Source organism: Arthrobacter sp. KNU40 (assembly GCF_051515115.1).
In the GTDB taxonomy this organism is placed as follows: Bacteria; Actinomycetota; Actinomycetes; order Actinomycetales; family Micrococcaceae; genus Arthrobacter.
Window position 1 is genome coordinate 4,732,340 of the sequence record NZ_CP195850.1, and the last position, 12,786, is coordinate 4,745,125.

At 64.0% G+C, this 12,786-nt stretch carries 11 protein-coding genes; 8 read left to right on the forward strand and 3 right to left on the reverse strand.

Annotated features, from left to right (window positions below):
* Positions 1-83 precede the first annotated feature (83 nt).
* From ACSKT0_RS22025 to pabB, 4 genes are all read left to right on the forward strand, one after another.
* Positions 84-1,046: an ATP-binding cassette domain-containing protein gene (locus ACSKT0_RS22025; protein WP_437771627.1), complete on the forward strand. Its 963-nt coding sequence runs from the start codon at positions 84-86 to the stop codon at positions 1,044-1,046.
* Positions 1,043-2,635 (forward strand): ABC transporter permease, encoded by a 1,593-nt coding sequence (locus ACSKT0_RS22030; RefSeq protein WP_437771628.1) that lies wholly within the window; start codon positions 1,043-1,045, stop codon positions 2,633-2,635. Before ACSKT0_RS22025 ends, ACSKT0_RS22030 begins: the two co-directional genes overlap by 4 nt.
* Before the next feature lie 193 nt (positions 2,636-2,828).
* Positions 2,829-3,389, forward strand: a complete 561-nt coding sequence (locus ACSKT0_RS22035) for a low molecular weight protein-tyrosine-phosphatase (RefSeq protein WP_437771629.1) — start codon at positions 2,829-2,831, stop codon at positions 3,387-3,389.
* Positions 3,386-5,470: an aminodeoxychorismate synthase component I gene (pabB, locus tag ACSKT0_RS22040; RefSeq protein WP_437771630.1), complete on the forward strand. Its 2,085-nt coding sequence runs from the start codon at positions 3,386-3,388 to the stop codon at positions 5,468-5,470. The genes ACSKT0_RS22035 and pabB overlap by 4 nt, the downstream gene beginning before the upstream one ends.
* A gap of 3 nt (positions 5,471-5,473) precedes the next feature.
* Here the strand turns inward: pabB and ACSKT0_RS22045 are convergent, their stop codons facing one another.
* Positions 5,474-7,054 (reverse strand): NCS1 family nucleobase:cation symporter-1, encoded by a 1,581-nt coding sequence (locus tag ACSKT0_RS22045; protein WP_437771631.1) that lies wholly within the window; start codon positions 7,052-7,054, stop codon positions 5,474-5,476.
* Between the two features lie 136 nt (positions 7,055-7,190).
* Here ACSKT0_RS22045 and ACSKT0_RS22050 point away from each other — a divergent pair, with 136 nt between their 5' ends.
* Together ACSKT0_RS22050 and ACSKT0_RS22055 are read left to right on the forward strand one after the other, a co-directional pair.
* Positions 7,191-7,655, forward strand: coding sequence for a phage tail protein (locus tag ACSKT0_RS22050; RefSeq protein ID WP_437771632.1), 465 nt, complete (start codon positions 7,191-7,193; stop codon positions 7,653-7,655).
* A 184-nt stretch (positions 7,656-7,839) separates the two neighbouring features.
* Positions 7,840-8,559, forward strand: a complete 720-nt coding sequence (locus ACSKT0_RS22055; protein WP_437771633.1) for a hypothetical protein — start codon at positions 7,840-7,842, stop codon at positions 8,557-8,559.
* Positions 8,560-8,580: 21 nt separating this feature from the next.
* On the opposite strand, the gene ACSKT0_RS22060 is transcribed toward ACSKT0_RS22055, so the two are convergent.
* Complete coding sequence (locus ACSKT0_RS22060; RefSeq protein WP_437771634.1) at positions 8,581-9,678, reverse strand: FAD-dependent oxidoreductase; 1,098 nt, start codon at positions 9,676-9,678, stop codon at positions 8,581-8,583.
* Positions 9,679-9,790: 112 nt separating this feature from the next.
* Between ACSKT0_RS22060 and ACSKT0_RS22065 the strand changes: the two genes are divergently transcribed.
* On the forward strand, positions 9,791-10,240 hold the full coding sequence (locus tag ACSKT0_RS22065; RefSeq protein ID WP_437771635.1) for a MarR family winged helix-turn-helix transcriptional regulator: 450 nt from the start codon (positions 9,791-9,793) through the stop codon (positions 10,238-10,240).
* A gap of 4 nt (positions 10,241-10,244) precedes the next feature.
* Here the strand turns inward: ACSKT0_RS22065 and cls are convergent, their stop codons facing one another.
* Positions 10,245-11,717 carry a cardiolipin synthase gene (gene cls, locus ACSKT0_RS22070; RefSeq protein ID WP_437771636.1) on the reverse strand — a complete coding sequence of 491 codons (1,473 nt, stop codon included), beginning with the start codon at positions 11,715-11,717 and terminating at the stop codon, positions 10,245-10,247.
* 109 nt (positions 11,718-11,826) lie between these two features.
* Between cls and ACSKT0_RS22075 the strand changes: the two genes are divergently transcribed.
* A complete protein-coding gene (locus ACSKT0_RS22075) occupies positions 11,827-12,768 on the forward strand; it encodes an aminodeoxychorismate lyase (protein WP_437771637.1) in 942 nt (313 codons plus the stop codon).
* Positions 12,769-12,786: the final 18 nt, after the last annotated feature.

A 12,786-nucleotide genomic window follows, 5' to 3' on the forward strand; every position in this document is an offset into this window, starting at 1 on the left:
GCCCTTGGGAGATCACCGGCAGGTGCGGCGGACGACCTCCGCTGCACCTGTCCGCCCTGACAACGCGGGAGTAAGCTCACTCCATGACTGCCGCCGTCAGCATTTCGGGGCTCGTGAAATCCTTCGGGCGGTTCACGGCCTTGGACGGACTGGATCTCGAGGTCCGCGAAGGCGAGGTCCTTGGCTTTCTGGGGCCGAACGGCGCAGGCAAATCGACGACGCTCCGCATACTCCTTGGGCTCCTCAGGGCCGACTCAGGCGCTGTGAAGGTTCTTGGTGCCGACCCCTGGCGAGATGTCGTCCCATTGCACAAGCGCATCGCCTATGTCCCGGGGGATGTCAGCATCTGGCCCAGCCTGACCGGAGGCGAAGCGATCGATCTTCTCGGCAGACTGCGGGGCGGTTTGGATGAAAAGCGCCGCGAAGATCTCTTGGAGGCCCTTGAGTTGGATCCTTCCAAGCGTGGGCACACCTATTCGAAGGGCAACCGGCAAAAAGTGGCCATTGTGGCGGCCTTGTCCTCCAACGCCGAACTGTTGATCCTGGATGAGCCGACCGCCGGATTGGATCCACTCATGGAAGCTACCTTCCGGGAGGAAATCCAACGGGAACGGACCTTGGGACGTACGGTGTTGCTCTCCAGCCATATCCTCGCCGAGGTGGAAGCCTTGGCCGACCGCATCAGCATCATCCGCAAAGGCAAGGTCGTGGAAACGAACAGCCTTGAGGAGATGCGCAGCCGGACCCGCACCAACGTCTCGGCGACGCTCGATGACGGCGCCGGGACGCTGACCGCGCTGCCTGGAGTCACGGATCTGAGGATCGAGGGGAAGCGCGTGCATTTCAGCGTGGACGCAGAAACCCTTGGGGACGCGATGAGCGTTCTTGGCCGCCACGGCATGTCCGCGCTGACTGTCACGCCGCCAAGCCTTGAGGACCTGTTCCTCCAGCACTATGGCGAACAACATGATCCTCCCCGGGACGACGACGAGCAACGGCTGAACCCCTCTTTCTCGCTCAGGCGGGGCCGCAGGCGCACGCCATGAACCACGCGTTCACGGGGACGCTGCCCCTACTGCGGCACGCGATCCGCTTGGACCGTTGGAAGTTGCTGCCCTGGTTTCTGGCCTTCGGGATCATCCCGGTAGTTGTCTACGCGGTGTACGGATCCCTCTTCCCTTCGCGCTTGGACGCCTTGGCCCTCCAATCGAGCCTCTCCACCAATCCGGCATTCTCCTTGCTCCTGGGCCCCGCCACGGATCTCAGCAACGCGATCGGCTTCACCACGTGGCGCATCCAGATGTTCGGCATGTTTTTCGCCGCCCTCATGGCGATTCTCTCCGTGACCCGTCACACCCGGGCAGCCGAAGACTCCGGACAAGCCGAGCTTCTGGACTCCGGAGTCGTTGGCAGGCACGCAAGGCTGACATCGGCCGTCCTGTTCGCCTGGCTGGCTTCTGCCGCACTGACCGTGTTGGTGGGGGCGGCGTTGGCGATGGCCGGAGCGCCCACCACGTCGGCCTACGCGCTGGGGGGCGTCATGGGAGGCGCCGGCGTGGCCTTCGCAGGCGTCGGAGCGGTGACCGCGCAGTTGGGCTCCGTGGCGCGTACGGCCAACACCCTTGCAGGTACGGTGCTCGGCGTCAGCTACCTTGTGCGTGGACTAGGTGACACGCTCCAAGATTCCAACTGGCTTCTCTGGGCCAGTCCGCTGGGCTGGGCTGAACACATCCGCCCGGCGTCGGAAAACAATGCCGGGCCGTTGCTGCTCTTGGTAAGCGCCGGCGGCATACTGGCGGTTCTTGCCGCGTGGTTGTCTTCGCGGCGGGATTTTGGTCTCGGGCTGATCCCCACCAGGCCCGGTCCGGCTCGGGGACGCACAGGAATCTGGGGCCTGACCTCGCGGCTGAACCGCCTGCCGTTGTGGACGTGGGGGGTGAACCTGTTGATTCTAGGCACTGTGTTCGGCCTGGTTACGGGCACCCTCAGCAGCGCCTTTGCCGGCAACCCCTTCGTCAGGCAATTGATCGCCTTCCGCATCACCACCGAGGAGCAACTGACCTACGGATTCGTCGAAGTCCTCCTGCTGATACTGGGGATCATCGGTGCGACGATGGGCCTACAGCTCGCCCTTCGTTTCTATGCGGAAGAAGAGGAGCGCAGGGCCGAGTGGGTATTGTCGGCACCGCTGTCACGGTTGCGCCACGTCATGCCGACGGCGGCGCTTTCCATCCTTGCTCCCGCGGCGGGGATGGTGGTCTGCTCCCTTGCTTTGGCCACCGCGTCGAACGTCTCCGGTTCTCCGCTCGACGCAGGCAAGGTGGTGCTGCAGGGCACTGCCGAGCTTCCCGCCATATGGCTCGCCGTAGGAGCGGCCCTTGCCCTCATCGGGATTGCCCCGCAATTGCGATCGCTGGCCTGGCTGCTCCTGGTCTATTGGCTGCTAATCACGTTCTTCGGGCCGATATTGAAGTTCCCGGAGTGGCTGATGGACACGAGCCCCTTCCACGTGGTGCCACACGTTTTCTCCCCCGGAACGGACTGGGGGTCAACCTGGTGGACCTTGGCGATTGCCGCCGTCCTGGCTTCCGCCGGCCTGGTTGGTTACCGCCGTCGGGATCTGGTGTGCACCTAGGCGAGCCCACCTCAACCTCCCACCAGTTTTCCGGATCCGCACCCCGGAATCCCTGCGTCGGCGGCGTCACCGGCGGTCAAAAGCGGCAGGAAGTCGAGGCCCTTTTACGCCTCCCCCAGCGACTTTACAAATCCTGTAATCTCCTTTCCTTTTTGACTAGCCAAGACAGGGTGGCATCCCCCATGCTTGCTCCATGTACTCAGCGTCGAGCCCATACCGCATCATCACCGTATGCACGGGAAACATCTGCCGCTCACCCATGGCGCAACTGATGTTGACTGAAGCGTTCGACGCCGGAGGGCTGGGTGGAGCGGTTGTTGTGGACTCCGCGGGAACCACGTCCTACGAAGCCGGGCACCCCATCGATCCACGCGCAGCCCGGGTCTTGTCGGCACACCGCATCCGCTCCGAGGGTCACATTGCCAGGATCTGGCGCCCGGAGTGGTTCCGGGAACGGGACCTGATTTTGGCCCTCGACGTGGATCACTATGGCTGGCTGCACGAGGCCGCCCCGGATTCGGAAACACTCGCCAAGATCCGGATGCTTCGTAGTTTCGACCCAGCCGTTGTTGGCCGGAGCACCCTGGACCTTGGCGTCGAGGATCCTTGGTATGGGGGCCACCACGACTTCGACGTGACCTGGGACCTCATTCGCGCGGCCGTCCCTGGCATCGTCGCGCACACGCGGGAAGCCCTTGCCGCGAGGCAGCACGCACAGCAGCACGACCCGCAGCAGGTACGCTCTATTTCATGACCCCAGCACCTGTGATCATTGCCATCGATGGCCGGTCCGGCGCGGGAAAGACTACTCTCGCCGTCGAACTCGCCGCCCGCCTACGCATGCATCACAAGGTGTCGTTGTTCCATCTTGAGGACATCTATCCGGGCTGGAACGGCCTTGCCGCGGGCGTCGAGCGGTACGTCACCACCGTCCTGGCACCGCTGCGGCACGGCGACGCCGCCGAGTGGGTCAGTTGGGATTGGGACAAACACTACGACGGCCGCAGCCATGTGACGCTGCCTGCCGAAATCGTCATCGTCGAGGGCGTCGGTGCCGCCGCGAGTGCGGCCCGGCCCATGCTGGACGCCGTGGTCTGGGTAGACGCTCCCGACGACGACCGCCGGCACCGTGCAATGGCCCGGGACGGCAGCAGCTACGAACCGTTCTGGGACAGCTGGGCGGCGCAGGAGGACGAGTGGCTCGAGTCCGACGACGTCCTCGACCACATCGACGTCCGGGTGCTGAACCGGGCGGACGGCGAGGCCCCTGATGACGCCCTGCAGGCGCTGAACTACCTCCCTACGCTCTCCCCTGTGCTGGCTCCCGAGCTCTCGGCGCGCCGCGGATTGCAGCTCAAGGCCGAACGGATCGATGCCGCGCCGGACGCCGTTGCCCTGTTCCACGCTCTCTACGCCGAGTCCGCCAACGCCGTCTGGCTCGATTCCTCCAACACGTCCTCCAACAGGGACACAGCCGGCGACGCCGTTTCCTTCAACGCCGCCGAACGCAGCCGCTTCAGTATCCTCGCGGACGACGGCGGCTCCTTCGGCCAAGCCGTAACGCACAGCTCCGGAACCACCCACCTCAGCGCCGGATGCGCCACCGTGGAGACCACCGGTCCTTTCTTCCGCTGGCTGGACACCGTGTGGGGCCGCAAGGCCTTGAGGGCGCCGGAAGGCTACGACTGCGAATTCACGCTCGGCTGGTTGGGCTATCTCGGCTATGAATTGAAGCGGGAGACCGGTGGCAGCGATGTCCAAGCCGGCACTCCGGATGCGGCGTTGCTTTTCGCGGGCCGGGCCGTCGTGATCGACCACCGTGACGGTGCCGTCTGGCTGCTCGCCATCGATGCTCCCGACGCCGGCGAATGGCTTGGGATTGCGCGCGAGGCCGTGCTGTCCGCGGCCTCGGCACCCCAAGCGGCGGGCGCGCCGAGGCACTCGGCCGGGGATCCCGCCGCCGGGAGCCGTACAGTGGCACTCGAGTTCTCCAGCCGCGACACCGAGGACGACTACAAAAGCAAAATCACTGAAGCCCAGCACCAGATCGCCGAGGGCAACACGTACGAGGTCTGCCTGACCACCACAGTGACGGCTCCGGATCCCGGGATGGACCCGTGGGAGATCTACCTCGCGCTGCGCAAACGCAACCCGGCGCCGTTCGCGAGCTATTTGCGGTTCGGCGATATGACGGTCGCGAGTACTTCGCCGGAGCGCTTCCTTCGGATAACTTCCGACGGCGGCATGCGGGCCGAGCCGATCAAGGGCACGAGGGGCCGGGCCAACGATCCCGCCATTGACGAGGCCCTGCGGCGTGCCCTTGAATCCTCGCTCAAGGACCGTGCCGAGAACATCATGATCGTGGACCTGCTCCGCAACGACCTCAGCCATTTCGCGGTGCCCGGGTCAGTGACCGTCAGCCGGTTGTGCGAGGTGGAAAGCTATGCCACGGTGCACCAGATGGTGAGCACCATCGACGCCCGGCTGCGCCCCGGAGCACCCCGGGCGGAGGCCGTGGCGGCCGCGTTCCCTGCCGGGTCCATGACGGGCGCCCCGAAGATCAGCACCATGGACATCCTTGACGGTTTGGAGTCCGGACCGCGCGGGGTCTACTCCGGCGCGATCGGGTACTTTTCGCTCAACGCGGCGACGGACCTCGCCGTCGTGATCCGGACTCTGGTGATGGGTCGCGACGGCGACGGCGGACGCACGCTCAGCCTCGGCGTCGGAGGTGCCATTACGGCGGATTCGACGCCCCAGGACGAATATGACGAAATCCGTACCAAGGCGTTCGGCGTGCTCTCGGCCCTGGGCGCGGAGTTTCCCACTACCTGAGAATCAGTCGTGCTCCTCAGTGCGGGCGCGGACTGTCCGGGGATCGTTGCGGGTGATCGTGTAGTAGATCAGGCTGGCCAGGATCGCCCCCACGAACCATGAATACGGACCCAGGCCCGAGCCTCCCGGGAGGAAGTTCTGCAGTGCCGGGACCAGCGCCAAAACGCCTGCGACGACGGCGGCCGGGACCAGCGCCGCAATGGCCTTGAGGTTCCAGCCCTTGGTGTAGAAGTAGAGGCCTTTCTCGTCCTCGTGGTACAGGTCCGAGACCTTGCACCGCTGGTGCCGGATGCGGAAGAAATCCGTGAAGATGACCCCGAACAGCGGACCGAGCAGCGCGCCCAGACCACCCAGGAAGTACACGATCACCACGGGACTGCTGAAGAGGTTCCAAGGCAGGATCACGATCGCGAGCACCGCGCTGATAAGTCCGCCACGGCGGAAGTCGATCCGGTGCGGGGCCACGTTGGCGAGGTCGTAGGAGGCCGAAACGAAGTTGGCCACCACGTTGATGCCGATCGTGGCCACCACAAACGTGACGGCGGCGATGATGGTGATCCACGGATTCTTGATCGCCTGGACGATCGCCACCGGATCGGTGATGACCTTGAACATGTCCTGGCCACGGTACTGGTCTGCGGTGAAGTAGGACGCCGCACCGGCTGTGACCACCACTGTGACAAGGGCAAACGCGATGAAGTTCACGGGCAGGCCCCAGAAGTTGCCGCGCAGGATGGTCTTGCGGTCCGGTGCGAACCTGGAGAAATCGCAGAAGTTCAGGAGCAGCGCGGCGAAGTAGGTGACTGTGAGGGCGATGGCGGAGAAGAACTGGGCCAGGGCCGCCGGGCCGTCCAAAGGCGCGACGCCGGGGATCGAGAGGCTGAACTTGTTGCCCGCTTGCGTCAGGATGTAGACCGCGAGCGCGAACATTGCCACCCAGATGGCAGGACCGGCCCAGTCCTGGAACTTCCGGACCGTCTCCATGCCGCGCCGGATGACCAGCAGCTGGACCGCCCAAAGGACCAGGAACGCCGCCCAGCCGAGCGGCGTCAAGCCAAGGATGCGCGGCACGTCCGGACCGTCGAGCGAAGTCAGCTGGGGCCACACAGAAAACAGCAGAACGAGCACGGCTTCAGAAGCAAGCCAGGTCTGGATGCCGTACCACGCGATGGCGATAAGTGCCCGGATCAGGGCGGCCAGGTTGGCACCGAAGAGGCCGAAAGACATCCGCGCCAGGACCGGATACGGTACGCCGGTCTTCTGCCCTGCCGTCCCGGCAAAGTTCATGAGGAAATAAACCAGGGTAATGCCGAGGACCAGGGCCAGGAAGACTTGCCAGCCGACCAGGCCGGTGATGAAGAGACCGGCCGCAAAAGTGTAACCGGCGATGCTGTGGACGTCGCACATCCACAGGGCGAAGAGGCTGCGGACTCTCCAGTTGCGTTCCCGGGCCGGTGCGAGGTCCGCATTCCACAGCCTGTCGCTGACCAATCGGCCCTCGGCGAGGATTCGGACTTTCTCAGGGTATTCGTCTCCGGGCTCAGGCGGTGCCTGCACAGCCGGGGACTCGTTTTTCCGCGCCATGATGCCTCCAAAGAACGCTTCCAAACATGCTTGGACTTACAGAATCGCCCCATTGCTCCTGGATGGAAAGCCCCTTGGGATCGCTGGAACGCCGTCACGTTAGCATTGGTCCAACCATGTCTTACTAGGAGGATGCATGCCGTACATCGTTGACTTCGAGAACGTTTCTACCGTTGGCCTGGAATCGTCTCCAGTTGCCGAGGCGCTTGCCGAGTTGCGCGCCAACGAGGGCCGCTACTACCGGAACAAATACGACCACGTCTTCACGGTGAGCCCGGCCCGCGAGGTCCCCGAAGTCGTCGAGCGCGTGAGGCGCATCCTGAAAGAGGAGCGTGACATCGTCATCAGCTCCCGCCCCCTGGAAGCAACTGCCTTCGACGTCGACGGCTTGCGGATGGCGTACGTCTTCTACGAGTCCGGGTTGTCGATCAACGTCATGTACAGCATCGAGGCCGGCGGGAAGCGAGCGGTCGGATTCAAACTCGCCGACGGCATGGAGATCCCGGAAGAACTGGCGTCACGCTTCAAATTCGCTCGCCAGAAGTCGAAGCTGGCAGGCGTCATTCGCGGCTCTTTCTTCGTGATCAAAGGCGAGTACTGACCCTGCTCACGGCATCCAAGTAGACAACACTCTACTTAGGAAGCCTACTGATTATGTACCGTGGCAACCATCCTATTCACTACTGCCCGGATCGGTGCGGGGAATGACCGGCCGGGCGGTTGAGGCAAGGCTGTACCGGTTATCCCCGGGAAGGTCGTGCCGCCATAAAAATTGGGGTTTACAAATGAAAAAAATGCTCGCACCGCTCGGGATTCTCTTTGCTGCCGTACTGGCTTTGACCGCCTGCGGAGGTCCCGCAAATCCGGGAAGCGCAGCCGCTTCGTCCTCGACGCCAACGCCTACTCCAACACCGACTCCTACGCCGAAGACGTACACAAACGAGGAACTCGCATCGATCGTCGCGCAGTTGAAAGATGACCAGGGCAAGCCGTTGACCGTGGTGCCTGCTGCGCAGATAGACCAGGGCATGAGCGCGGCGAAGCAGATGCTCGCGTCCGCCGTCATCACTCCCCCGGCATGCGCAGCCCTGGCGAACAACAGCGCGCAGGTCCCGGAGGGGGCGACGTATGCCGCTGGGCAGAGCATTTCGGCCGCGGATAAGTCCGTCACAGTGATCACTGCCCTGGCGGTGAAGGACCCCAGCGTGCTGACCGGTCAGACAAAGAAGGCCACTGATGCGCTGGCTCAGTGTTCGACCTTCACGATCGAGGTAGGAGGGCAGAAGGTCACGACCCAGACCCAGCCGTTGCCGCAAAAGACCACCGGCGATCAGTCGACGGGAGCGTTGAGCACCCAGGTCCTGCCCTCCGGCCAGAAGATGACCACACTGACCGTGACCGGCGTGAAAGGCAATCTCGGGGCCACGGCGATTAAGATGGGCACCGCTGTCACTGCCGACTCCGCGGCGGACCTCGTCAAACTCGTCAACGCCGTCCTCGGCTAGCAGTCGGCGTAAGCGGTCAACTTATGCGCCGAGATTCAACATTTCGACATAGCGGTCGATCATCATGTGTTGGCCCTTGATCTGGGAGATCAGCTCCGGGCTGGCGATCTCACCGTCGGGCAGTTGGCCCGAACCGCCGGAGGGCCCCAGGGGAAGGATGATGACCGGCTTCGACGGCGCGTAAGCGGACAGTTCCGCCGTGCCCTCAATCTGGGCTTGGATGTTCTTGGCAACCACCACGGCCTCGCGTCCCGCGACGCCGGCTTTGTTCACGTCGATCGCCGAAATGTCGCCCAAGGCGTAGACGTTCTCGAAGCCCGCGACGCGGAGTTCGGGGGTGACGTCCAGGTAGCCCTCGGCAGTCCGTGCGGCCAGGAGGTCTCCCGCCACATAGTCCGTCTGCGGGGCTATTCCATAGCAGCGGAACCAAATGTCCGCCTGGATGTCCGTACCGTCCGCGGTGTTCACGGTAAAGGTGGCGAATTCGCCCGCGGGAACGGGCGGCAACTGGACCAACGGATTCCCCAGGATCCGCCGTACGCCGAGTTCATCCAGCTGCCGGTTGACCTCAATCCGCAGCCGTGGATCGTACGGCCCCGGCAGGATGTCCGGCGCCACATCCACCATCACGATGTCCTTCTCCGGCCATGCCGCCGCGATCTCGCCGGCAAATTCAAGGCCTACAGCCCCGGCTCCCAGCAGCATCACCCTGTCGGCGCGTTTGAGGTCATCATGTGCGGCCAGGTAGCGGGCGATCGCGTCGGAAGTGACCATTCGATCGCTCTTGGCCGGGAACGGGTAGCTGGAACCGCTTGCGAGGACCATGTAGTCCGGTGCCAGGCTGGCACCCGAGGCCAACTCGACCGTGTGCCCGTCCACCCGGACCGCGCGGTCCCGGAGTACCGTGCCGTGCACCAGCAGGCGGTCATAGGGAAGGAACATCCGCGGCAGGAAATCGGGCTGGACTACCGATCGGAGGGCCGCGATGTTGTGTACGAAAGCGTCCTTGGGCTCCACCAAGGTAACCGTCGCGTGTTCGTCCAGGGCCTTTGCTACGGAGATCCCACCGTAGCCTCCACCGATAACCACCACAGTGGGGTGCGGAGCCTGATCATTCATGGCAACTCCTTAGGTAGAAAGCTCACGCTGCTCGGCTCGTGCCGCTCAGATCGTTTATGAAAGACAACGATTGCCGGTGATCAATAATTTCCTCAGTGATAAGATTTTGCTGATGAGTTCTTCGGCAGCGGGAAAGCAACTGGGGTTCCTCTTGGCGCGCCACGGGCGCATCATGAATACGCGCCTCCGCCAAGCCCTCGACTCCTCCGGGCTCAGCCCGAGGCACGCCGTGTTGCTGTGCCGGCTAGAGGAGTCCGGGCCGCTCAGCCAGCAGGGCCTGATCGATGCTCTCTCCATCGACGCGAGCGGACTGGTAGCGGTCCTGAACGACCTCGAACGCGAAGGGCTGGCGGAACGACGCCGCGATCCCGCCGACCGTCGTCGTCATATCGTTGAAATCACCGCGGAAGGCAAGCGCGCGGTGGCGTCGATTGAAGTTGCGGTGGCCGACGTCGAGCAGGAGGCCTTTGCGGGGTTCTCCGCCGATGAGCTCCAGCAACTCCATCGGTTGCTGTCGAGGGTCCATGCCGAACCCGCGGACGAGGCCTGCGCCGAGGACTGAGTCCCTACTGCAGGGTCGCCGTCAGCCGCGCCACGTTGTCCACATATTTGGCAAGCATCGGCCGGTGCAACCAGCCCTGCAGGGTCAGCTCGCGGCACATTTCCCGGTAACTCGATTCAACGGAGCGCATGCTGTCCACAGCTTCGGCGCCCAGGAGCATCACGGACACCTCCATGTTGAGCGAGAAGGAGCGCATGTCCATATTGCTGGAGCCTAGGACGGCCACTTCTTCGTCGATGGTGAAGTGCTTGGCGTGCAGGACGTACGGCGCGCGGTACAGGTAGATCCGCACCCCGGCTTCCAGCAGCGCCTCGTAGTAGGAGCGCTGGGCATGGTGGACCAGGAACTGGTCGCCCTTCTCGGAGACGAAAAGTTCCACGTCGACGCCACGCTGGGCCGCCGTCGTAATGGCGTACAGCAGGGAATCGTCGGGCACGAAGTACGGGCTGCAAATTGAGATGCGGTGCTGGGCCGAGTAAATCAGTGTATTGAACAGGCGCAGGTTGTTTTCCGTGACGAACCCCGGGCCGCTGGGAACCACTTGGGCCGTCATTCGGCCGGGTGTTGCCTGGACCGCGACCTGCAGTTGGTTTTCCAGGGATTCATCGGTTTCGCTGAGCCAGTCGGTAGCGAAGACGACGTTGAGGGTAGCAACGATCGGCCCCTCCATCCGCGCCATGAGTTCCACCCATTTACGCCCGGCGCGCCGGTGCTTGGGGTTGTTGTAAGAGGGCTCGATCAGGTTCTGCGAGCCCGTGAAGGCAATTTCGCCGTCGATCACCAGGATTTTACGGTGGTTCCGCAAATCCGGACGGCGCCACTGTCCGTGGATGGGCAGCAGCGGCAACATGCGGCGCCACTGGATCTGGCCGCTGCTGAGCCTACGGACCAGCCTCCGGTAGCCGGGGATCCGCAGCGTGCCGATGTGATCGAACAGAAGGCGGACGCTGACGCCGCGCGCTGCCGCGTTTTCCAACTCGGTGAGGAGCTCGTCCGTGACGGAGTCACTGCTCATGATGTAGAACTCCGCATTGACGAACTTCTTGGCCCCCCGGACCGCTTCCGCCATGGCCTTGATCGACTCCTCGTAGCCGGGGAACAGCTCCACGGAGTTACCGTCCACCATCGGCAAGGAACCCAGGCGCCGGTTCAGTTCACCGGCCGACGTCACCCATTCGGGTCCCGAGTATGTGCTTACGACGTCGGCGAGCGCCGAAGTGCCTGCACGCACCCGATCGTTGACTTGCTCCTGCTGCTCCCGACGACGGCGGGACAAGCGGAAATTGCCGAACAACAGGAACAGGACGAAACCGACGGACGGAACGAGGAAGACGGCGAGGAGCCACGCCATGGCCGTCGTGGGGCGGCGGTTTCCGGGGATGACGCCCAGCAGCACGACGCGCAAGACGATCTCAACGATGGCCCACGCGCCGAGGAGCCAAGTCCACTCTGTCCCGAACTGAAAAGGAAACAGCACCCCACACCCCCACGATCGAATAGCTAATCAAAGAACCAACAGTCAGCCCAGCCTATCTGGCGCAACGCTCCCGACTGCTCGTCCTGTGGGCCAGCACTAAGCTGGAAGCATGACTTTACCTGCCTCGACGGTCCTCGTTTTCCTGGATCCAAAGTTCGAAAACGGCCGCGTCGCCGATTCCAACCAGCCGCAGCTCATGGCAACCGACCTGGGCGCCACCCGGGGTGACGGCGTCTTCGAGTCGCTGCTCGCCGTCGAGGGCCGTGCTCGCAAGGTGCAAGCGCACCTGAACAGGCTTGAGAGCTCAGCCCGCGCACTGGACCTCAACATTCCCGAACAGGACGTCTGGCGCCGCGCGATCGACACCGCGATCACCGAATTCCGGGACGCCTTCCCCGCGCCAAGCCCAGCCGAGGACGAAGTCGTCGTGAAGCTTCTGGTGACGCGCGGAGTGGAAGGCGCCTCGACTCCCACATGCTGGATCCAGGCTTCGCCGTCCCCCGCGGGCAGCCGCCGGCAGCGCGAGACGGGCATCGACGTCGTACTTCTTGACCGTGGCTTCGACACTGAAGCGGGCGACCGCGCCCCCTGGCTGCTGCTCGGCGCCAAGACGCTCTCCTACGCCGTGAACATGGCCGCGCTGCGCTACGCGCACAAGCAAGGCGCGGACGACGCCATCTTCACCTCAACAGACGGCCGTGTTCTGGAGGGCCCGACGTCCACGGTGTTGCTGGCCCACGTTGAAACCGTCGACGACGGCGCCGGCTCGGTACGCACGGTCAAGCGCCTCATCACTCCGCAACTGGACAGCGGGATCCTCCCGGGCACGTCCCAGGACGCGCTGTTCACCAAGGCGAAGGCCGCGGGCTGGGAGCTCGGCTACGGGCCCCTGGTCCCGGAAGACCTGTTCGACGCCGATGCTGTGTGGCTGATCTCGAGCATCCGGCTCATTGCGCCGGTCAACCATGTGGACGGCAGGGAGATCGGTACCCCGGCAATGCGCAAACAGCTGACGGCCGAGCTCAACGAGCTGTTCGCGGGGATCGAGTAGGGCTTTCGACCCCTGAGA

Bases quoted from the DNA above. Each gene is read 5' to 3' on its own strand.
- ACSKT0_RS22075 (WP_437771637.1), top strand. From the start codon at position 11,827: ATGACTTTACCTGCCTCGACGGTCCTCGTTTTCCTGGATCCAAAGTTC.
- ACSKT0_RS22035 (WP_437771629.1), top strand. From the start codon at position 2,829: ATGTACTCAGCGTCGAGCCCATACCGCATCATCACCGTATGCACGGGA.
- ACSKT0_RS22025 (WP_437771627.1), top strand. From the start codon at position 84: ATGACTGCCGCCGTCAGCATTTCGGGGCTCGTGAAATCCTTCGGGCGG.
- ACSKT0_RS22030 (WP_437771628.1), top strand. From the start codon at position 1,043: ATGAACCACGCGTTCACGGGGACGCTGCCCCTACTGCGGCACGCGATC.
- ACSKT0_RS22045 (WP_437771631.1), bottom strand. From the start codon at position 7,054: ATGGCGCGGAAAAACGAGTCCCCGGCTGTGCAGGCACCGCCTGAGCCC.
- ACSKT0_RS22050 (WP_437771632.1), top strand. From the start codon at position 7,191: ATGCCGTACATCGTTGACTTCGAGAACGTTTCTACCGTTGGCCTGGAA.
- pabB (WP_437771630.1), top strand. From the start codon at position 3,386: ATGACCCCAGCACCTGTGATCATTGCCATCGATGGCCGGTCCGGCGCG.
- ACSKT0_RS22060 (WP_437771634.1), bottom strand. From the start codon at position 9,678: ATGAATGATCAGGCTCCGCACCCCACTGTGGTGGTTATCGGTGGAGGC.
- ACSKT0_RS22065 (WP_437771635.1), top strand. From the start codon at position 9,791: ATGAGTTCTTCGGCAGCGGGAAAGCAACTGGGGTTCCTCTTGGCGCGC.
- ACSKT0_RS22055 (WP_437771633.1), top strand. From the start codon at position 7,840: ATGAAAAAAATGCTCGCACCGCTCGGGATTCTCTTTGCTGCCGTACTG.